At 73.9% G+C, this 20036-nt stretch carries 21 protein-coding genes; 5 read left to right on the top strand and 16 right to left on the bottom strand.

What is annotated here, in order from left to right; all coding sequences use genetic code 11:
- Positions 1–124: 124 nt before the first annotated feature.
- Entirely contained in the window at positions 125–958 is an 834-nt protein-coding gene (locus OG767_RS04235) for an alpha/beta fold hydrolase (protein ID WP_405092243.1), read from the top strand.
- Positions 959–1072: 114 nt separating this feature from the next.
- On the opposite strand, the gene OG767_RS04230 is transcribed toward OG767_RS04235, so the two are convergent.
- The 3 genes from OG767_RS04230 to OG767_RS04220 form a co-directional block, all read right to left on the bottom strand.
- On the bottom strand, positions 1073–2458 hold the full coding sequence (locus OG767_RS04230; RefSeq protein WP_405094132.1) for a glycoside hydrolase family 6 protein: 1386 nt from the start codon (positions 2456–2458) through the stop codon (positions 1073–1075).
- A gap of 154 nt (positions 2459–2612) precedes the next feature.
- Positions 2613–3047 (bottom strand): DUF4913 domain-containing protein, encoded by a 435-nt coding sequence (locus tag OG767_RS04225; RefSeq protein ID WP_405092241.1) that lies wholly within the window; start codon positions 3045–3047, stop codon positions 2613–2615.
- Positions 3048–3073: 26 nt separating this feature from the next.
- Positions 3074–3871, bottom strand: coding sequence for a hypothetical protein (locus OG767_RS04220; protein ID WP_405092240.1), 798 nt, complete (start codon positions 3869–3871; stop codon positions 3074–3076).
- Positions 3872–4027: 156 nt separating this feature from the next.
- Between OG767_RS04220 and OG767_RS04215 the strand changes: the two genes are divergently transcribed.
- Positions 4028–5602, top strand: a complete 1575-nt coding sequence (locus OG767_RS04215) for a mucoidy inhibitor MuiA family protein (RefSeq protein WP_405092239.1) — start codon at positions 4028–4030, stop codon at positions 5600–5602.
- Between the two features lie 59 nt (positions 5603–5661).
- On the opposite strand, the gene OG767_RS04210 is transcribed toward OG767_RS04215, so the two are convergent.
- The 4 genes from OG767_RS04210 to OG767_RS04195 all read right to left on the bottom strand — a co-directional run bounded on the left by OG767_RS04210 (position 5662) and on the right by OG767_RS04195 (position 9081).
- On the bottom strand, positions 5662–5931 hold the full coding sequence (locus tag OG767_RS04210) for a GlsB/YeaQ/YmgE family stress response membrane protein (RefSeq protein WP_107154844.1): 270 nt from the start codon (positions 5929–5931) through the stop codon (positions 5662–5664).
- A 126-nt stretch (positions 5932–6057) separates the two neighbouring features.
- Positions 6058–7470 carry a DUF6297 family protein gene (locus OG767_RS04205; RefSeq protein WP_405092238.1) on the bottom strand — a complete coding sequence of 471 codons (1413 nt, stop codon included), beginning with the start codon at positions 7468–7470 and terminating at the stop codon, positions 6058–6060.
- The gene (locus OG767_RS04200) at positions 7467–8084 is read right to left on the bottom strand and encodes an ATP-binding cassette domain-containing protein (RefSeq protein ID WP_405094131.1); all 618 of its coding nucleotides are present in this window, start codon (positions 8082–8084) and stop codon (positions 7467–7469) included. The genes OG767_RS04205 and OG767_RS04200 overlap by 4 nt, the downstream gene beginning before the upstream one ends.
- A 76-nt stretch (positions 8085–8160) precedes the next feature.
- Positions 8161–9081 (bottom strand): ion transporter, encoded by a 921-nt coding sequence (locus tag OG767_RS04195; protein ID WP_405092237.1) that lies wholly within the window; start codon positions 9079–9081, stop codon positions 8161–8163.
- Between the two features lie 174 nt (positions 9082–9255).
- On the opposite strand from OG767_RS04195, the gene OG767_RS04190 reads away from it, so the two are divergent.
- The gene (locus tag OG767_RS04190; protein ID WP_405092236.1) at positions 9256–10437 is read left to right on the top strand and encodes an MFS transporter; all 1182 of its coding nucleotides are present in this window, start codon (positions 9256–9258) and stop codon (positions 10435–10437) included.
- Here the strand turns inward: OG767_RS04190 and OG767_RS04185 are convergent.
- The 5 genes from OG767_RS04185 to OG767_RS04165 form a co-directional block, all read right to left on the bottom strand.
- Positions 10415–11533 carry a magnesium and cobalt transport protein CorA gene (locus OG767_RS04185; protein WP_405092235.1) on the bottom strand — a complete coding sequence of 373 codons (1119 nt, stop codon included), beginning with the start codon at positions 11531–11533 and terminating at the stop codon, positions 10415–10417. The genes OG767_RS04190 and OG767_RS04185 overlap by 23 nt on opposite strands.
- A gap of 59 nt (positions 11534–11592) precedes the next feature.
- The gene (locus OG767_RS04180) at positions 11593–12273 is read right to left on the bottom strand and encodes a response regulator (RefSeq protein WP_405092234.1); all 681 of its coding nucleotides are present in this window, start codon (positions 12271–12273) and stop codon (positions 11593–11595) included.
- Between the two features lie 197 nt (positions 12274–12470).
- On the bottom strand, positions 12471–13655 hold the full coding sequence (locus tag OG767_RS04175; RefSeq protein ID WP_405092233.1) for an FUSC family protein: 1185 nt from the start codon (positions 13653–13655) through the stop codon (positions 12471–12473).
- A 121-nt stretch (positions 13656–13776) separates the two neighbouring features.
- A complete protein-coding gene (locus tag OG767_RS04170) occupies positions 13777–13995 on the bottom strand; it encodes a hypothetical protein (protein ID WP_396856221.1) in 219 nt (72 codons plus the stop codon).
- A 68-nt stretch (positions 13996–14063) separates the two neighbouring features.
- The gene (locus OG767_RS04165) at positions 14064–15098 is read right to left on the bottom strand and encodes a poly(3-hydroxybutyrate) depolymerase (protein WP_405092232.1); all 1035 of its coding nucleotides are present in this window, start codon (positions 15096–15098) and stop codon (positions 14064–14066) included.
- A 172-nt stretch (positions 15099–15270) separates the two neighbouring features.
- On the opposite strand from OG767_RS04165, the gene OG767_RS04160 reads away from it, so the two are divergent.
- Together OG767_RS04160 and OG767_RS04155 are read left to right on the top strand one after the other, a co-directional pair.
- Positions 15271–16017 (top strand): SAM-dependent methyltransferase, encoded by a 747-nt coding sequence (locus OG767_RS04160; RefSeq protein ID WP_405092231.1) that lies wholly within the window; start codon positions 15271–15273, stop codon positions 16015–16017.
- Between the two features lie 77 nt (positions 16018–16094).
- Positions 16095–16520 carry an ATP-binding protein gene (locus OG767_RS04155; protein ID WP_281943289.1) on the top strand — a complete coding sequence of 142 codons (426 nt, stop codon included), beginning with the start codon at positions 16095–16097 and terminating at the stop codon, positions 16518–16520.
- A gap of 3 nt (positions 16521–16523) precedes the next feature.
- Here the strand turns inward: OG767_RS04155 and OG767_RS04150 are convergent, their stop codons facing one another.
- The 4 genes from OG767_RS04150 to OG767_RS04135 all read right to left on the bottom strand — a co-directional run bounded on the left by OG767_RS04150 (position 16524) and on the right by OG767_RS04135 (position 20024).
- Positions 16524–17501, bottom strand: a complete 978-nt coding sequence (locus OG767_RS04150; protein ID WP_405094130.1) for an aldo/keto reductase — start codon at positions 17499–17501, stop codon at positions 16524–16526.
- Positions 17502–17567: 66 nt separating this feature from the next.
- On the bottom strand, positions 17568–18059 hold the full coding sequence (locus OG767_RS04145; protein ID WP_405092230.1) for a DUF2231 domain-containing protein: 492 nt from the start codon (positions 18057–18059) through the stop codon (positions 17568–17570).
- A gap of 109 nt (positions 18060–18168) precedes the next feature.
- Positions 18169–19359, bottom strand: coding sequence for a sensor histidine kinase (locus OG767_RS04140; RefSeq protein WP_405092229.1), 1191 nt, complete (start codon positions 19357–19359; stop codon positions 18169–18171).
- Positions 19360–19361: 2 nt separating this feature from the next.
- Positions 19362–20024 carry a response regulator transcription factor gene (locus OG767_RS04135; RefSeq protein WP_405092228.1) on the bottom strand — a complete coding sequence of 221 codons (663 nt, stop codon included), beginning with the start codon at positions 20022–20024 and terminating at the stop codon, positions 19362–19364.
- Positions 20025–20036 lie beyond the last annotated feature (12 nt).

Below are 20036 nucleotides of genomic sequence, written 5' to 3'. Positions count from 1 at the left end.
CTGCATGTCTTCTTCGTGGTGTGCCGGGGTCCCGGCCGGTTGACTCGGTGGTGCGACGGGCGGCGGCACCGGGGGTGCCGGACCGCAGCGAACACCTCGACCCCCGCTCCGGAAGGACACCCACATGCCCTACGTCAAGGTCGGCGAAGAGAACAGCGCGGACATCGACATCTACTACGAGGACCACGGCAGCGGCCCGGCCGTCGTGCTGATCCACGGCTACCCGCTCAGCGGGGCGTCCTGGGAGAAGCAGACCCGGGAGCTGCTCGCCGCCGGCCACCGCGTGATCACCTATGACCGGCGTGGGTTCGGCCGGTCGAGCCAGCCGGCCGTCGGATACGACTACGACACGTTCGCCGGCGACCTGAACGCCCTGTTGGAGCACCTCGACCTGCGCGACATCATCCTGGTCGGCTTCTCGATGGGCACCGGCGAGGTGACCCGCTACCTCGGCGCGTACGGCTCCGGGCGGGTCCGCAAGGCGGTGCTGATGGGCGCGATCCCGCCGTTCCTACTCAAGACCGACGACAACCCGGACGGCGTCGATCGGCAGGTGTTCGAGGACATCAAGGCGGCGGTGGTCGCCGACCGGCCGGCGTACTTCAAGGACTTCCTGGACAACTTCTACAACGTCGACGTGCTCGGCGGCACCCGGATCAGCGAGCAGGCGTGGCAGAACAGCTTCATCACCGCGGTCGGCGCCTCGGCCTACGCGGCGTACGCCTGCGTCGACTCCTGGCTGACCGACTTCCGGGACGACGTGGCGAAGATCGACGTACCGACGCTGCTGCTGCACGGCGACGCGGACCGGATCCTGCCCATCGACGCCACCGCCAACCGGCTGCCGGGGCTGATCGCCGACCTGCGCTTCGAGGTCATCCCGGGCGGCCCGCACAACATTGCCTGGACGCACCCGGAGCTGGTCAACCGCTACCTGCTCGAATTCATCGCGGCCTGAGCCGTCTTCTGGATGCCCCGAGGAATCCGCGCTCGTCAATAAAACGAGGTCAGCCACTCGCCGGGGCCCGGCGCGGAGAGTCGTCCTCCGCACCGGGCCCCGGCGTCGCGCGGGTCAGGCAGCCGCGCAGGTGGCCGTCGCACCGGGGCCGGTGCCGGTGCCCTGGAAGCCGAAGTTGGTCGACTGCCCGGCGCCGACGTGCCCGTTGTAGCTCACGTTGGTGAACCGGATGGTGCCGCTGGTGCCGCTGGCCTGGGCGCTCCAGACGCCGGTGGTCGCGGCGCCGCCGGGCAGCGTGATGGTCACGGTCCAGCCGTTGAGGTCCGCCGAGCCGGCGGTGACCGTCACGCTCGCGGTGAAGCCGCCGGCCCACTGGTTGAGCGACACCGACGCGGAGCAGCCGTTGCCGTTCGGCGGCGGCGTGGTCGGCGGCGCGGTGGTCGGGGGCGCGGTGGTGGGCGGCGCGGTGGTCGGCGGGGCCGTGGTGGGCGGCGCGGTCGTCGGCGGCGCGGTGGTGGGCGGGTTCGGGGCGCCGTTGGCCAGGCTGAAGGCCAGGTCGGGCTGGAACGAACCGGCCGTGTAGCGGCAGCCGTCCGCCTCGCCCGGCGGCTTCACCCACAGGTACGCGTCGATGTTGGCGTCGTTGGTGGCGGTGGTCGGGTACATCCCGATGCGCCGGTCGGTGTTGTCGTCGCCGCACCAGTCCCCGCTGGCGCCGCCGTTGCGGCTGGTGTCGATGACCTGGCGCTTGCCGGAGATGCCCATGCCGTTGAGGGCGGAGATGACGCCCCGGCCGAAGTTCGCCTCGCTCGAGGTGGGGTTGAAGTTCGACACGTTGGTGAAGAAGCCGTCGGCGTACTGCACGCCGGCGTTCCGGAGCCGGTTGGCCGTCTCGTTCGCGCTGTTCCAGGTGGAGTGACCGCCGTCGAGGTACACCTTGGCGTTGGGGTTGGCCGACTTGATGGTCCGGGTGGCGGTCGAGATCGCCTGGTTGCGGGCGTTGAGCTCGCCGCTGCTCAGGCACGTCTGGAGCGCCAGCGAGTCGGTCTCCAGGATGATCAGGACGGTCTGGTTGCCCAGCCCGCGGGCGAAGTTGGACACCCACGTCTGGTACTGGTTGAGGTCGGGCGCGCCGCCCGCGCTGGCCCCGCCGCAGTCCCGGTTGGTGATCTCGTAGACCGAGAGCACCGGGATCTGCTGCGCGGCGTTGGCCGCGCCGATGAACCCGGAGACCTCGGACTGGATGGTCGACGGGTTGAAGTTGGCGAACCAGCGGGCCTGCGGCTGACTCGCGATCTTGTCGCGGATGACGGCGGCCCGCGAGTCGCCGGGGTTGGCGGCGACCCAGCGGACGACCGCCGAACTCGGGTCGCGGTAGAGCGAGCCGGACACCGTGCCGGCGGACGCGTCGCCGATGGTGAGGCTGACGCCGGCGGCCGTGACGGCCGCCACGGCCGCCACGCCGAGGGCCGCGGATCTGCGGCGCAGCGGGGAGAGCATAGCCACGACGTGTTTCCTCCTGATCACATAGATGTATCTAAGTTCATGGGAGCGTTCCCATGAAGGTAGCGGAGTGTGGCACCGCTGCCAAGACGGGAAACACGTCGATGGGCGGATCCGCGACGTTCGCGGATCCGCCCATCGGCCGACTGCCTCACCCGGCGAAGTAGTCCTCCACCTCCGGACTCTCCTTGTCGCGGTGGACCCCGGGCTTGCACCCGGCGAACGGACCCGCCGGATCCCGCAACGACGACATCACCGGGTTGAGATGGTCGCGGTGCCAGGACGCCGGGCCGGACAGCCCGCCCCCCACCCCGGTCAGCTCCTGCCAGGCCAACCAGAGACCGTGCAGGAGGGCGACCGCCTCGGCGTGTTCCCACCAGCGCGGGCACCACGGCGCCCGCGAGGTGACCTCCCGCCCGTAGATCGGCAGCAGCAGGTGCTCCACCCAGACGGCCAGCCCGGCCAGCGCGGCGTCGTACTCGTCGCCGTCCAGGTGCACGATGAACGGCGACCGGAGCACCGGCGGGGGCGGGGGCGGCGGGGGCAGCTCCGGCGCGCGGTCGACGTGGACGACTGCTTCGGTCATGTGGTCCCTTTCCGATTCGGCGGCGGCTACTTGGTCGGCGCCGGTCCCTTCGACTTCGCCTCCGTGTTGGTGAAGGCCGACGTCCGGGTGGAGGCGGCCGAATCGACCGGACCGATCCGGGCCACCTCACCACCGGTCACGCGCCGGGCGGACGCCTCGTTGTAGATCGCCCGGACCTGGTTGTTGACCGGCCCCTGGAGACCGGCGCTGTTCAGCGTGCCGATCATCTCGGCGGCCACGCTCTCGTTGTGCTGGTTCGGCGACGCGTGGACGTAGTCCACCCGCCTGTCGACGTAGTCCGCCCAGCCGGGATTGTTCTGGATGCCCGCGTCACGGGTGGACGCCGAACGCACCTCGTCCCAGTTGGCGGAGATGGTGTCCGCCTGCCGGGAGTAGGACTCGCGGAGCGCCGGCGCCTCGGCGTCGGTGCCGGGCAGGTGGAAGTTGGCCCCGTAGAGGTCGCGGTCGACCGGGTGCTGGTAGACGTTGTTCGCGTCCTCGTGGTGCAGCTCGTGGTCGAGCGTCGCCTGCGCGGTGTACCCGGGCGTGCCCGACTGCGGGTAGTAGGGGTAGGTGGGGTCGTAGGTGATCGTGCTCGGCCCGGACTGGCTCGCCCCCCACCGGGCCGACTGGCCGTCGTCCTGCTGCTGGAACTGGACCCCGCCGACGTTCTGCGCGGCGGTGTCGCGGATGCGTGACGTCTCCGAGTCGGAACTGGACGGGTCCGACGGTGCCCGGCCCCCGCTCACCTCCCGCCGACGCTGCTCGTACTTCAGCCGGCTCATCTTGATGCTCTCGCTGTGCTGCTTGTCCTTCTTCCCCATCGCACCGTTCCTCTCATCCGCTCGGGTCCGGCCCGCCTTGCCCGGTGCCGGACGATCGACGCACCCCATGACGCGGCGATCCCGGCTCCGGTTCACCGGCGCCGCCGGAAAACCGGGCCCGAGCGGCGCGGGCGCCGCTGAACTACCCTCGCCGCCGTGGACACCGCAGAGATCGAGGCACCCGTCGTCGGCGTCACCGTCTATCCGGACCGGGCCCGGGTCACCCGCCGCGGCAGCATCCGGCTGCCCGCCGGCGACCATCGGGTACGCGTCGCGCCACTCCCGCTCGGCCTGCGACGCGACTCGGTCCGGGTCGGCGGCCGGGGCGCGGCCACCGTGCTCGGCGTCGACGTGACCACGTGGCGGCAGGCCCGCAGCACCGACACGCAGGTGGCCGGTCTGGAGCAGCGACGCCGCGACCTGGCCGACGAGTTGGCCGGGACCGAGGACGCGGACGGCATCGAGGAGCAGCGCGAGCAGTTCCTCACCCGGCTGGCCGAGCGCGCCGGCGGCACGTACGCCCGGGCGCTGGCCGCCGGCGACGCCGCGCCGGCCGACGTGGCGGCCTTCAGCGACTCGCTCGCCGGTCAGCTCGCCGACTCCCGGGCCCGACGTCGCGGCCTGAACCGGCGTCGGACCGAGCTGGCCGAGGAGCTGGCCGCGGTCGAACGCGACCTGACCGCCGCGCAGGACAAGCGGGCACCGGACCGGCTGGCCGTCGAGGTGACCGTCGCGGTGACAGCCGACGACGCCGAGGTCGAGCTGGAACTGAGCTACCTGGTGGACGGCGCGCGCTGGACGCCCTCCTACGATCTGCGGCTGCTCGACGACACCATGACCGTCACCTGGTTCGGGCTGGTCAGCCAGAGCACCGGGGAGGACTGGCCGGAGTGCGAGGTGCGGCTCTCCACCGCCCGGCCGGCGGCGGCTGCCGGCGTACCCGAGCTTTCGCCCTGGTATCTCGACCGGTTCCGGCCGGCGATACCGCGCGCGATGTCGGCGGACATGCCGGCGCCGCCGGCTCCCGGCGCGGCGCTGGCCGGCGGCGGGCCGGCCCGGTCCGCGGCGCCCAAGCCGCGCCTGCGGGAGAGCGTCGCGGAGGTCGAGCAGGGGGTCAGCGCGGCCACCTACCGGCCGGCCCGGCCACTGGCGGTGCCGGCCGACGGCAGCGCGCACCGGGCCACCATCGCGGTGCTGGAGCTGCCGGCCCGGCTGGACCACGTGACCGTGCCGGTCCGCGCCGCCGAGGCCCACCTGCGGGCGACGGTACGCAACACGTCGGCGCACACGCTGCTGCCCGGCCCGGCGGCGGTGTTCCACGGCGCCGACTTCGTCGCGGCGACCCGGCTGCCGACGTGGGCGCCGGGCGAGGAGACCGAACTGGCGCTCGGGGTGGACGACCGGCTGCGGGTGGAGCGGAAGCTGCACCGGCGCACCGAGACGAAGGCGACGCTCGGGTCGACCCGGCGGCGGGAGGTGGAGTACCGGATCACCGTCGCCAACCACACGCCGCGACCGGCGACGGTCGAGGTACGCGACCAACTGCCGGTCTCCCGCGACGAGACGGTGGTGGTACGCGAGACGGCGGTGGCGCCGCAGCCGGCGGAGCGTACCGAGCTGGGCGAGCTGACCTGGCGGTTGTCGCTGGCACCGGGCGACCGCGGGGAGATCACGCTGGGCTTCCGGGTGGAGCTCGCCAAGGGTGTCGAGTTGACCGGCTGGCGGGAGTAGCCGTTAGGCGGGGCCCCTTGTTATGCAGAATGCGTTAACCAGGGGCCCGGCCTTTCACGTCAGTGGCGGCGGCGTCCGTACGCCCCGGCGGCGATGTACACGCCGGCCGCGGCGAAGAGCACCTGGAGCAGCAGTTCGATCCAGTCGATGCCGGCCGTGTCGTCCACGCCGAACAGGCCGGCCACGAGGGTGCCCAGGATCGCGGCGACCACACCGATGAGCAGGGTGAGCCAGATCGGGATGTTCTGCTTGCCCGGCACCACCAGGCGGCCCAGCGCGCCGATGATGAGGCCGATGATGATCGCGGTGAGGAAACCGGTAACTTCCACGGGAGCCGTCCTGTTCTTCCGATGGGCTGACGTCTCGTTCGGTGCCCCGCCCGACCCGTCGCCGAAACGCGAGTCGCGTTTCTTCACGGAACTGTCATGGCCCCACCGCCGCTGGGCCGGCCCAGGTCAGGGCCAGAGAAGCTGCGCCACGACCAACGCGCCGACCACGTCCGGTCCCCGTACCACCTGCCGAATGAGATCGACCGGGATCATTCCCACGGGGGTGTCCACGGCGACGCCGCCGTACTTCATCGGCGGCCGGGTGGCGGCCCGGTAGGCGGCGGCCACGGTGCCGAGCACCAGCACCCCGTCGAGCACGCCGACGCCGGCGCCCACCATCGGCAGGGACACCGCGTACCAGATCACCACGGACACCGCCGGCACCACCAGGTGCGCCAGGTTGAGCACGGTGTCCCCGCCGCCCAGCGAGCGACGCAGGCCGGCGGACCGCCCGACGGCACGCAGGCCACCGGTCAACCGGCCGACCGCCAGGAACCCGAGGACCACCTGCGCCGGGCCGGCCAGCGTGGGCAGCGCCACCGCGACCGCGTACAGGGTGAGCAGCAGGGCCACCCAGACCACGAGCGCGCTGGGGTGGCGGACCGGACGCCACAACTCGGCCTGCACCAACGCGCCGAACCGGCCGAGCGGGCGGAACCGGCGACTCGACACCACGCCTATCGACCGCCAACGTCGGCTCTCCACCAGACCGGTGAGGAACGACGGGTCGAGCAGCAGCGCGGCGCCGGCCGCCGCGTCCGCCACCTGGGCGCCGCTGACCAGGGACGCCCGGTCCACCGACGGCAGCGCCCGGCACGCCCGGAGGACGGCCACCACGACCGGGGGCGCCGCCGCGAACCCGAGCACCCAGGCGAGGGACGCCGTCGGCGGCGGCACGGAGAACCCGGTCAGGTGACCCGCGACCAGCGCCGCCGCCACCACGGCGGCGGCGGCGAACAGCCCTCGGTCGAGGAACCGGGCCCACCCGGCACGGCGCGGACTGCCCTGGGCGACGACCGCCAACGCCACGGCCAGCGTGCCGCAGGCGGCCCCGGCCACGGCCGAGCTGGCGAGGTCGGTCGCGCCGCCGGCGCCGGTCGCCACCGCCGCGGCCAGACCGACCAGGCCACCACCGGCGACCGCCGCGACCAGCAGCACGACGAAGCGGGGCAACAGCCAGCCCCGCCGGTCGACCGGCGAGCTGACCACCCAGGACTGCGCGGCCGGCGACACCACCAGCGGACCCACCGCCCGCAGGCCCCGCCAGGCGAGCCCGGCGACGGCCAGGGCGGCGGCGACCCCGAGCCAGTACCGGTCCCCCGGATCACCCTGGCGGCCCGACGGTGACCCGAGGTAGTCGCGTACTTCGCTCACCAGCGCCCAGCCGTACATGCCGGCGAAGAGCACGAGGACGTAGGCGTCGGTGAGCACGTCACCGAGCGACACCGCCCGGTGGCGTCGCCGGGTCCGCCGCAGCCGTCCCCGGAGCCGACGCGCGTCTGGCGGGCTGCCCGGCCGGATGCCGAGTTCCGTGCTCACGCACCGCCGCCGATCTCGAGCCGGTCGTCCGCGGTCGCCGTCGCCAGCTCGGCGTCGTGCGTCGCCATCAACACGGCCGTGCCCGCGCGCTTCTCGCGCAGCAGCCGGTCGGCCAGCCACGCCCGGCCCCGGGCGTCGAGGCGCTGCTCCGGCTCGTCCAGCACGAGCAGGCGGCGGGGGCGGACGAAACACGAGGCCAACGCCAGCCGCCGCCGCTGCCCGCTGGACAGCGTCGAGGGCAACTGGTCGCGGGCGCGCTCCAGCCCCAGCTCGGCGATCACCTCGGCCACCGTCGCACCGGAGCCGCCGTGGGCGTACGCGACGAGTTCGAGGTGCTCCACGACGGACAGGTCCGGAAAGAAGTCGATGTCGTCAAGCGCGGCGGCCAGCAGGGCGCGCGTCCGGGCATCTGTCTCGTAGCAGCGCCGGCCGTCCAGCAGCACCTCGCCCGCGTCGGGGCGGTCCGCGCCCACCACGCACCGCAGCAGCGTGGTCTTCCCGCTGCCGTTCGGCCCGACCACCACGGCGAGCCGGCCGGCGGCCAGGCCGAAGGACACGTCCTCCAGCACGGTCAACTGTCCGAACCGCCGGGTCAGGCCGCGTACCGTGAGCATGTCCACGACTCCACACTGTGGCACAGCGGCGCAGCCGTCCCACCGTGGCACAGCGGCGCAGCCGGTCCGGCGCGCCTCAGCGCCGGTGCGCGTCCTCCCGGTCGATCCGCAGTTCCCGCTCCAACTCGGCGACGACCGTACGCAGGTCGTCCAGGCGCTGACTGATGGCGATCCGGTCCACCTCGTCCGGCACCCCGTCGCCGTCGGAGTCGTAGTCCGGCGCCAGCCCCTCGGTCATCTCCAGCCGGCGGGCCTCCTCCATCGAGTTGACGATGACGGCGATGAGGATGTTCAGCAGCAGGTTGACCGCGATCATCACGAAGCTGACGTAGTAGAGCAGCGTCCACGGCGACAGCTCCAGGCCCTGTTCGAGCAGGTCGGGCAGCGTCTCCAGGGAGAGCAGCACGAAGAGCGTCACCAGCGAGCGGCCGATGTCGCCGTACTGCTCGGGATAGCGGTCGCCGAAGATCAGCCAGCCGGCCATGCCGTAGACGTAGAGCGTGACGCCGGCCAGCGCCAGGAACGCCGCCACGCCGGGCAGGCTGCGCCACAGCGCCGTGACGATGGTGCGCAGGCCGGGCGAGAAGCGGACCAGCCGCAGCACCCGGGCCACCCGCACGAAGCGCAGCACGGCCGGGTCGCCGTGCAGCCACGGGATGAAGATCGCGACGGTCACCAGCAGGTCGAACACGTTCCAGCCGTGCCGGAGGAAGTCCTGCGGCCGGCGCCCGTACGCGAGCACCCGGACGGCGATCTCCACGACGAAGACCACCCGGAACACCCACTCGATGCCGCGCAGCACCGCCGCCGTGGCATCCGGGTGCGGGTACGTCTCGATGCCCAGCACCACACCGTTGGCCATGATGAGCACGACGATCGCGACCTCGAACGGCCGGGACGCGACGATCCGGGCGCACCGGGCCGCCAGTCCCCGTTCCGCGCCGCCCGGACGGCGCGCCCCCCGCTGGGCCGGCAACTCGCTCCGCCGGTCAACCATTCCGACACCCTATGGGTTACCGTCGGCGGATGATCCCGGCGACCGCCTTCGCGCAGTGGATCACACCCGCCCTCCCGCTCTACGGCGACGATCCCGACCGGGCCGACTTCGCTCCCTGAGGCGCGCGACGCAGCCGACGCCTCCACCCGATCCGCACTCCGGGAGCGATGCCCCATGTCCGTCGACGTCTCCATCCGGGCGGTGCTGCGTGCCCCGCAGGTCGCCCGCGTCCTCCTGGGCAGCCAGCTCGGCCGGCTGCCCACCGCCAGCGGCCCGCTGGCGCTGCTGCTCTTCGCCCGCCAGTCGCTGAGCCTGGCCGTCGCCGGCCTGCTGGTCGCCGCGTACACGGCCGGGATGGCGGTGGGCACCCCACTGCTGGCCCGGGCCGTGGACCGCTGGCGGCAGCCGCCGGTGCTCTGGGCGGCGGCGGTCGTCTCCGGGCTCGGCTTCGGCGCGGTGGCGCTCACCGGCGGGCACCTGGCCGGCGCGGTCACCGGCGCGGCGGTCGCCGGCCTCGGCACCCCGCCGCTGGAGGCGTGCCTGCGCACGCTCTGGCCGGCGCTGCTGCCGCCGGGCACGGTGCCCACCGCGTACACGCTGGACATCGCCGTCCAGGAAGTGATCTTCGTGGTGGGTCCGCTGGTCACGCTGCTCGCGGTGACCGTCGGTGGGCCGGCCGCCGGGCTGTTCGCCGCCGCCGTGGTGCAGCTCGCCGGCACCGCGGTGTACGCGCTGAGTCCCGCCGCCCGGTCCTGGCGCGGGGTGGCCGCGGTGCGGCACTGGGCCGGGCCGCTGCGCGTACCCCGGTTCGCGGTGATGATGCTCGGCGTGGTCGGCGTCGGCGCGGCGGTCGGCAGCATCGCGGTGGCGGTGACCGGCTACGCCGAGGCGGCCGGCGATCGGCGGCTCAGTGGGTGGCTGCTGGCTGCGCAGGCGACCGGCGCGCTGGTCGGCGGCCTGTGCTGGACCCGGGTCCGGCCGGGTGGGCCCGGCCGGCTGCCGCTGCTGGCCGCCGCGCTCACCGTCGGTTTCCTGCCGCTGCTGCTGGCGCCCGGTCCGGTGCCGATGGCCGGCCTGCTCGCGGTCAGCGGGCTGGCGCTGCCGCCGGTGCTGACCGCCGTCTTCCTCACCGCCGAGCGGCTCGCCGAGCCCGGCACGGTGGCCGAGGCGTTCGCCTGGGTGAGCACCGCCTTCGTGGTGGGCAGCGCGGCCGGCTCGGCGCTCGCCGGCGTCTCGGCCGGCGTCCGGTACGGGCTGGTGGTCGCGCCCGCCGCCGCGCTGCTCGGCGCCGTGGTGCTGTGGACGGTCGCGCGACCCGCCCGGGCGGTCGGGCTCACAGCCAGCCGCGGCGCTTGAACAGCAGGTAGAGCGCCGCGCAGACGGCGAACATCAGGGCGACCGCGAACAGGTAGCCGTACCGCCAGTCCAGCTCCGGCATGTGGGTGAAGTTCATCCCGTAGACGGTGCCGATCAGGGTGGGCGCGAACAGGATCGCCGCCCAGGCGGAGACGCGCTTGACCTCCTCGTTCTGCTCGAAGCTGGCCGCGGTGAGGCTGCGCATCTCCTCGTTCTGCGCCTGCGAGACCAGCGTCGCGTTGACGGTGAGGATGTTCTGGAGCAGGTGCCGGAACCCGTCCACCCGCTCCACCACCTGGGTCAGATGGTCGGCCACGTCGCGCAGCAGGCGGCGCAGCTCCTCGTCCGTGCCGTAGCGGTCGAAGCCGCCGGTGAGCGCCTCGACGACCTTGAGCAGCGGTCGCGCCGCCCGCTGGAACTGGATCACCTCGCGGCTGAGCTGGTAGATGCGGCGGCTGGCGTTCGGGTCGCCGCCGAACACCTCGGTCTCGATCTCGTCGATGTCGTTCTCCAGGCCGGCGACCACCGGGGCGTAGCCGTCGACCACCCGGTCGAGCACGGCGTAGAGGACCGCCTCGGGACCGAGCGCGAGGACGGTCGGGTCCGCCTCCAGTCGCCGCCGGACGGCCGCCAGGTCGGGCGTGCCGCCGTGCCGGACGGTGATCACGAAACCGGGGCCGAGGAAGAGGTGCAGCTCGGCGAACTCGACCGCCTCCCGCGCGTCGAGGTACCGGGCGGCGCGCAGCACCACGAAGAGGGTGTGGCCGTACCGCTCCAGCTTCGGTCGCTGGTGCGCGTTGATGGCGTCCTCGACGGCCAGCTCGGGAAGCTGGAACTCGGCGGCCAGCGAGGCGATCTGCTCGCGGCTCGGCCGGCGCAGCCCGATCCAGGCCATGCCGCCGTCGAGCTGTTGCAGGCAGCGGAACGTGTCGGCGAGGCCGACCGGCGACGCGCGCCGGACACCGTTGACGTAGACGCCGCTGTCGACCAGCCCTTCGGGCCGTTCCGGCTCGGCCGCGCCGGCGTCGACGGCGTGCTCGTCCAGGCGGCGGCCGAACCCCTCCGGCGGCGGCGTCCCGAACCGGTTGTCCGCCATGCCCCTCCCCCGCTGCCCCGACCGGCTCGCCGAGTCCCCCGTGCGGGCCGGCGCAAACGTCAGGGCCGGTAGCGGTAGCCCATGCCGGGCTCGGTGATCAGGTGCCGGGGCCGGGCCGGGTCGTCCTCCAGCTTGCGGCGGAGCTGGGCCAGGTACTGCCGGAGGTAGGTGGTCTCCTGCTGGTACTCCGGCCCCCACACGTCGTGCAGGAGCTGCCGCTGGCTGACCAGCTTGCCGGGGTTGCGCAGCAGCTTCTCCAGCACCGCCCACTGGGTGGGGGTCAGTTTGATCTCGGCGCCGTCGTCCCGGGTGACGGTGCGGTCGGCCAGGTCGACGGTGGTCCGGCCGATCCGCAGCGCGGGAACGCCGGGGGTGGCGGGCGCCAGCCGTCGGGTCACCGCGCGGATCCGGGCGAGCAGCTCGTCCACCCCGAACGGCTTGGTGACGTAGTCGTCGGCGCCCGCGTCCAGCGCGGCGACCTTGTCCTCGCTGCCGGCCCGGCCGGAGAGCACGATGATCGGCACGGTGGTCCAGCCGCGCAGCCCCCGGATGACCTCGGTGCCGTCCAGGTCGGGCAGGCCGAGGTCGAGCACCACCAGGTCCGGCGGGTGGCCGGCGGCGGCCTTCAACGCGGCGGCGCCGCTGCCGGCCACGTCGACGTCGTAGCCGCGGGCCCGCAGGTTGATCCGCAGCGCGCGGACGATCTGCGGTTCGTCGTCGACGACCAGGATGCGCGTCATTCCCACGGCCCTTCCGACTCGGTGACGGCGGGCAGCCGCAGCACCATGGTGAGACCGCCGCCGGGCGTGGTCTCCGGGGTGATGCTGCCACCCGTCGCCTCGGCGAGCCCCGGGGACAGCGCCAGGCCCAGGGGTCATCACGCGACCATCACGCCGGACGGCGGTTTCCTGACGCGTCCTGCACGCGGGCGGGTCGGTCACGCCGACCGGTCGAGCGGGCCGAACGCGGACCGGACCAGCCGGTTCGCCTCGTCCTGGTCGACGTCGGTGGCGACCAGCAGGTCACTGGCCGCGGTGCGCACCTGGGCCACCACGACCGCGCCGGAGAAGTCCACCCCGGCCCGGTACGCGCGCCCGGCCTCGGCCACCGCCCGCAACGCGGCCTCCCGGCTGCGGCTCGGCTCGGCCACGCCCCGGGCGAACTCCCTGCGCAGCCGGCGGGCCGCCTCGGCCAGCCCCGACACGGCGGCCGGCATGGCGTCCGGGATCCGCTCGCCGTCGGCGAGCAGCGTGACCGCCCGCCGGATCAGCGTGCCGCTGTTACGCATCGCCCGGTCCACCGGCTCGACCGAGTTCGCGTACCGGCCGAGCGGCCCCTGCCGGGCGGTCCAGTAGACCGGCGAGAGCGTGGCCGCCTCCCGGGCGCCCTGCGCGGCCTCGCCGAAGGCGCCCATCTCCTCCTTGTTGTCGCGCAGCCGGTCCCGGGCGGCGATCGCCGCCTCGACGTCCCGCCCGCGCAGCGCGTCGGCGGTGCGGTCCAACTGCTCGGCGAGCAGCGTCAACGCGGGGCCGGCCGCCCGGTTGATGATCCGCAGCGGGTTCAGGGGCAGCAGCACGGCGGTCACCAGCAGCGTCGCGCCACCGCCGATCAACGCGTCGACCACCCGGGGCGCTTCGAGGTTCGGCATGGTCGGCGTCAGCGTGCCGATCAGCACCGCGGTCGCGCCGGCCTGGACCACCAGCGCCGGGCTGCGACCGACGAACGCCGCCACCAGGACGGCCAGCGCCACGATGGCGCCGAGCTGCCAGGCGCCGACCCCGACCAGGCTGATCAACAGGTCGCCGACCAGGATGCCGACCGCCACGCCGAGCACCAGTTCGACGGTACGGCGCAGGCGTTGCCCCACCGAGGCGGCGAGCGCCACCACCGCCGAGATCGGGGCGAAGACCGGTTGGGCCACGTGCAGCAGCGAGTCCGCGGCCCACCAGGAGAGGCCGGCGGCCAACCCGGCCTGGGCGGCCAGCCCGGCGCCCGCGCGTACCCGGCGGAACCGGTCCGTCAGCAGCGCCGGCACGGCCCGCAGCCGGCGGGCGAGGCGCTGGTCACCGGCGGCCTTGTCCGCGGCGGTCTGGTCACCGCCGCCCGCTCCCGCACCGGCCACGGCCGGGCGTACCCGCTTGCGGCCGGCTCAATCCTGCTCAACTGCCGAGGGCGTGGGCGACCACCGCGTCACTCGTCGACCGGGCGGTGCACGGCGGCCGGGACTGACCGCCGCGCCCGGATCAGCGGGGCATCTCCCGCCAGCCGGTGCCGCTCGCCCGCCACGCCCCGGCGAGGATGCTCGCCGAACCGCGACTCGGGCACTGCTGGATCTTCGACCGACCGGCGGCGCCGCCGATCTGGGCCTGGACCTGCCAGCGCTGCCCGTCGGTGCAGATGTAGACGTCGCGGCGCCCGCGAGGGATGTTGACGCCGTTCCACCAGTGTTCCTCGACGACCATGAGTTGACCGTACCGCAGGTGACCCGGTCCGGCCCAGACCCGGCCGCCGGACCGGGTTTCCACGCCGGTCAGCCGTCCAGCCGACGGACCATGTTCATGACGGTCTCGACCTGGGCACCGCCCTTGATCGGGTAGTTCGTGGCACCGAGGTAGCCCCACCAGTCCCAACAGCCGTTCGGGTTGACTCCGGAGGCGATCGCCTGCGGATAGAGCACGATCAGTCGGTTGGTGTCGGCGTACTGGTTGAGGTTGGCCCGGTCGACGAACGCGGTACCGACCCGGGCGTACCCCTGGGCGCAGCCGTGCAGCGCGACCAGCAGCCGGCAGGTGGTGCCGGCGGCGCAGGCGGCCGGCACGTACGCGAAGCCGCTGCCGTCCATGCTCAGCCCGTTGGCCCAGCCGTTGACCGCGAAGCTGTCCTGGCTGAATCGGATCAGCGTGCCGCCGAGCGGGCCGGTGTTCGGCGCGGCGACCGGGCCGAGCAGGTGGGCGAGGAACGCGCCCTGCGGGTCGGTGCCGCAGTCGGCGAGGAACGGCGAAGCGGTGGCCGTGCAGCCGACCGTGCCGTAGGGCGTGACCCAGGAGTGCCCGGCCGCACCGCCGGAGTCGTAGCGGACGCCGGCGCCGAAGTCCTGGTAGTAGCGGACCAGGTCGTCGGTGACCGATTTCTTCACGGTGGCGTCGCTGGTGCCGTGGTAGACGTACACCGGCTGGCCGGCCAGGTTGCCGGTGCCGTCGATCCAGCCGGACGAGGCCCAGGCGCGGGTGTACGCCTCCAGGTTGCCCAGGTACGTCGGGTAGATGTTGTCGCCGCAGCCGTAGAGCGCCTGCGGGACGCTGTTCTGCGCGCAGTAGTACGGCCCGGCCGCGAAGATCGCCGCGCCCCGGATCCGGGCCGAGTAGGCGACCTGGAGCTGGGTGGCCAGGTACCCACCGGAGGAGACCCCGGCGACGTAGACGGCGGAGACCGGGTACGCGCGGAGCGTGCCGGCGACCGGAGCCTTCGTGTACGGAGTGGTCGCGGCGCGGGCGGCGACGCCACCGGGCAGGACCAGCAGGAGCGCGGCGGCGAGGGTGGTGACGGCTTTCCACGGTGTCTTCACGGCGTTCTCCCGTCCGAGCGCCGGCGGGACGACCGGCGTGCCGGCACGCTAGCGTGACATCGACCACAGCGGATATCCGTACGGTCGACACCTCGCCCACCGGGGCGGTGTGGGCCGTCCACCCCGAAAATCCCCTGGACCGTCGCCGGGGCCCGAACTAGCGTCCCGGCGGATGGACCTGCCACGAAGCTTCACCATCCGCGAGGGCGACCTGCGCGTCCTCAACCCGATCGACGAGGCCAAGCTGGCCACGCTGGGCCGGGTGCTCCGGCTCCCGCCCGGCACGGAGCTGCTCGACCTGTGCAGCGGCAAGGGCGAACTGCTCTGCACCTGGGCCCGGGACCACGGCGTCACCGGCACCGGCGTCGACATCAGCACCGTGTTCACCGCCGCCGCCCGGGACCGCGCCGCCGAGCTGGGCGTCGCCGACCGGGTCCGGTTCGTGCACGGCGACGCCGCCGCGTACGTTCCGGAACGTCCGGTCGACGTGGCCGCCTGCGTCGGCGCGACCTGGATCGGCGACGGCGTCCCCGGCACGCTGGAACTGCTCGACCGCGCGCTGCGCCCCGGCGGCCTGGCCCTGGTCGGCGAGCCGTACTGGCGGCGGGACCCACCCGACGCCGAGACCGTGACCGGCTCGCAGGCGCGGTCCCGGGACGAGTTCCACGACCTGCCCGGCCTGGTCCGGCTCTTCGGCGCGTGCGGCTGGGACCTGGTCGAGATGGTCCTCGCCGACCAGGACAGCTGGGACCGCTACGCCGCCGCGCACTGGTTGAACCTGCGCCGCTGGCTGGACGCCAACCCGGACGACGAGCTGGCCCCGGAGCTGCGGCAGGAGCTGACCGAGGACCCGCTGCGGTACGTCCGCTTCCAGCGCGAACATCTCGGTTGGGGGGTGTTCGCGCTCATGCGCCGCTGATGCCCCGGCTCCGGCCGGACCCGTCGACCGCGGACCGGCCGGGCTTAGCAGATCGCTACGCAGGGTAAAGACAGATCATGGGACAGTTGCGCACGTCGCCGCCGCCACCGCAGGCCACCGAGCTGGAGCGGTGGGTGCTCGACACCCCGGAGGAGCTGCGCGACGTGCGGGCCTCGCTGCGCGACGCGTTGAACCGGCACGGGCTGGTGCAGGGCGAGGATCTGGACGAGGTGCCGCACATGGTGCTGCTCGTCGTCACCGAGCTGGCCAGCAACGCGCTCCGGCACGGGCGACCCCCCACCATCGTCACGCTGCTGGCCACCGACGACTGCTTCCTCTTGGAGGTGGCCGACCACGACGTCAGCTCGGTGCCGGAGCTGTCCGACATCCACCCGCTCGACTCGGGCGGACGCGGGCTCTTCCTGGCCCAGTCGATCTCGCTCGACGTCGGCTGGTACGCCACCACCACCACCAAGCACATCTGGGCGGCGTTCTCGCGGTAACGCTCAGAAACCGGACACCGGGTGCGGGACGTACGGCGCCTCCAGCTCCGCCACCTCGGCGTCGGTCAACTCCATCTCCAGCGCGGCGACCGCGTCGGTCAGGTGGTGCGGCTTCGTGGCCCCGACGATCGGCGCGGTCACCGCCGGATGGCGCGCCACCCAGGCCAACGCCACCTGGGCGCGCGGCACGCCACGCTGCGCGGCGACCCGGCCCACCGCGTCGACCACCGCCCGGTCGTGCTCCTCGGTACGCGCGTACAGCTTGCGGCCGAACTCGTCGGTGTCCGCCCGCGCGGTCCGCTCCCCCGGGTCGCGGGTCAGCAGGCCGCGGGCCAGCGGACTCCACGGGATCACCGCGACGCCCTCGTCGAGGCAGAGCGGCAGCATCTCCCGCTCCTCCTCGCGGTAGATCAGGTTGTAGTGGTTCTGCATCGAGACGAACCGGGTCCAGCCGTGCCGCTCGGCGACCCCGAGCGCCTTCGCGAACTGCCACGCGTACATCGACGAGGCGCCGAGGTAGCGGACCTTGCCGACCCGGACCAGGTCGTGCAGCGCCTCCAGCGTCTCCTCGATCGGCGTGGCCGGGTCGAGACGGTGGATCTGGTAGAGGTCGACGTGGTCGGTGCCGAGCCGGCGCAGGCTCGCGTCGATCTCGCTCATGATGTGCTTGCGGGACAGGCCGCCCCGGTTCGGTCCCGACCCCCTCCGGCCGTGGACCTTCGTCGCGATCACCACCTCGTCGCGGTCGGCGAAGTCCTTCAACGCCCGGCCGACGATCTCCTCACTGGTGCCGTCGGAGTAGACGTTGGCGGTGTCGAAGAAGTTCACCCCCAGCTCCAGCGCCTGCTTGATGAAGGGCCGGGCGTCGTCCTCCGGCAGCGACCACGGGTGCGTGCCCCGTCCCGGCTCGCCGTAGCTCATGCAACCCAGGCAGAGCCGGGACACCTGAAGGCCGGTGGAGCCGAACGTCACGTAATCCATGCGGTCCATCTCACCACCGCCGTTCCGGCTCCGCAGTCCGGCGGCCCGGCCACCGGGACGGGCGGCTCAGTCGCCGTGTTCCGCGGTGGCCGCCGGGACGTCACCCCAGACCGCCTTCGCCCCGGACTCGCCCACCCGGTAGACCTGGACCAGGTTCGCCGCGGCCACCACCACCGCCAACACGGCCACCACCACGCCCGGGACGCCGGGTCCGGTCCTCGCCCCGGCATCGGCCGGCCGCTCCGCCCGGCGCTGCAACCAGACCAGCGCGACGGCGACGACCAGCAACGGCAACGCGAACCAGAGCAGTTGGTCGCCCAGCTCGGCGTGCCGGCCCGGGTCGCCGACCCGCCGCTCCAGGCTCTCCCCGCTCTCCGTGGCCAGCGGGATCGCGGCGGTGGCCAGCGCGGTGACCAGCACCACGAGCCACCCGAAGCGGCCCCGCCAGGCGGGGCGTACGGCCAACGCGAGCACGCCCAGCGCGGCCAGCGGCAGCAGGACCACCACCGCGTGCACCACCAGCGGATGCAGGGGCAGTCCGTTCACGGAGTCCGGCACGATGATCTCCTCGGCGGTCGGGGCGTCGGTCCGCCCCCACGGTGCCCGTCGTTTCTTGCGAAGTTCTTGCCCCGACCCGCTCCGGAGCGGGGATCCGGCCCGTACCCGCTCAGGCGGGCGGCAGCAGCAGCGTGAAGGTGGCGCCGCGACCCGGCGCACCGGCCACCTCGACCGTGCCCCGGTGCGCCTGTGCCACGTGCTGGACCAGGGCGAGACCGAGACCGAACCGCCGACCGGTCCCGGCCGTGCCGTGCGCGAACCGCGCGAACAGGCGGTCCGCCTCCGCCGGGTCCAGGCCGACCCCGTCGTCGGCGACCTCGGCGGCGATCCGCCCGTCCCGGCGGGACACGGTCACCGTGACGTGGCCGCCCGCCGGCACGTGCCCGACGGCGTTGTCCACCAGCGCGGTCACCGCCCGGCGCAGGGCCGGGCCGGCGCCCCGGACCAGCGCCGGACCGGCCGTCACCAGCCGCAGCTCCACCTGCCGCTCGCCGGCGTACGCGGACATGCTGCCCACCACCTCGCGGGACACCTCGGTCAGGTCCACCGCGGTGTCCGGCAGCGGCTGGTGCTCGGCGGCGGCCGACACCAGCAGGTCCTCCACCACCTCGCCGAGCGCCCGGGTGTCCGCCACGAGCTGGTCGAGCTGCCCGGCCAGCCGCTCCGCCGGCTGTTCCCGGGCCCGCCGGGCCAGCAGTTGCGCCCGGGTGTGCAGCACGGTCAGCGGGGCACGCAGCTCGTGCGAGGCGTCCGCCACGAACCGGCGTTGCATGCCCAACGCGGCGGCCAGCGGGGCGACCGCCCGGCGGGCCAGCAGTGTCGCGGTCACCAGCGCACCGGCCAGCCCGGCCAGCTCGGCCACCAGCAGCGCGAGGCCGAGCTGGCCCTGCCGGCGCCGGAGCGGGGCCAGCTCGGCGGCGACCGCCCAGCGGGTGCCGTCGGCCCGGCGCGCCACCGCCACCCGGACCGGCCGGTCGTCGCCGGCCGTCGCGTCGTGGCGGCCGGGCGGACGGCGTACCGCCTCGTCGAGCACGCGGGTCAGCTCCGGGGACGCCCCCGGCGTCACCTCGACGACCGGGTCGCCGGGACGCTGCCGCGCCAGGAACTGCCCCGGCGGCGGATCGTCGACGTCCTCGGCGGCGGCCAGCACCCGGGTCAGCTCACCGTCCAGCGCCCGGGACTCCTGCCGGCTGGTAAGCGCGAACATCAGCGCGCCGACGAGCAGCAGGACCAGCCCGATCGCGCCGGCGGTCTGCGCCACGCTGCGCCGGCGGGCACGGGCGAGCCGGGCCTCGTCCACGCTCAGCCGGCCCCGAGCCGGTAACCCAGCCCGTGCACCGTCCGGACGGCGTCCCGCCCCAGCTTCCGGCGCAGGTGGTGGACGCAGGCGTCGACGGTGCCGGGCGCGTCGGCGCGGTCGAACGCGGTGCTGAGCAGCTCCGCCCGGGTGAAGACCTTGCGGGGCCGGCCGGCGAGGGCGTGCAGCACGGCGAACTCGCGGGCCGAGAGCGGGATCTCCTCGGCGCCGTCGACGACCCGACGATTACCCACGTCGAGCCGGCCGCGGCCCAACGGCAACCAGCTCGCGCCGTCCGGGTGGCGGCGGCGCAACGCCCGCAGCCGGGCCGACAGCTCCGCCACCTCGAACGGCTTGACCAGGTAGTCCTCCGCCCCGGCGTCCAGGCCGGCGACCCGGTCGTGCACCGCGCCACGGGCGGTGAGCAGCAGCACCGGGCAGGCGACGCCGTGCGCCCGCAGCCGGGTGACCAGTTCCAGCCCGTCCAGCGCGGGCAGCCCCCGGTCGACCACCATGACCTGGTAGTCCCGGGTCAGCGCCCGGTGCAGCCCGAGGTGGCCGTCGCCGGCCACGTCGACGTCGTACCCCTCCTCGGTGAGCAGGTCGGCGAGGAGACCGGACAGGGCGTGGTCGTCCTCGACCAGCAGCAGGCGGGGGCGGCTCTCCACCCGGCCAGTATT

Source organism: Micromonospora sp. NBC_01392 (genome assembly GCF_045040125.1).
In the GTDB taxonomy this organism is placed as follows: Bacteria; Actinomycetota; Actinomycetes; order Mycobacteriales; family Micromonosporaceae; genus Micromonospora.
This window is presented reverse-complemented; position numbering and strand designations above follow the sequence as displayed.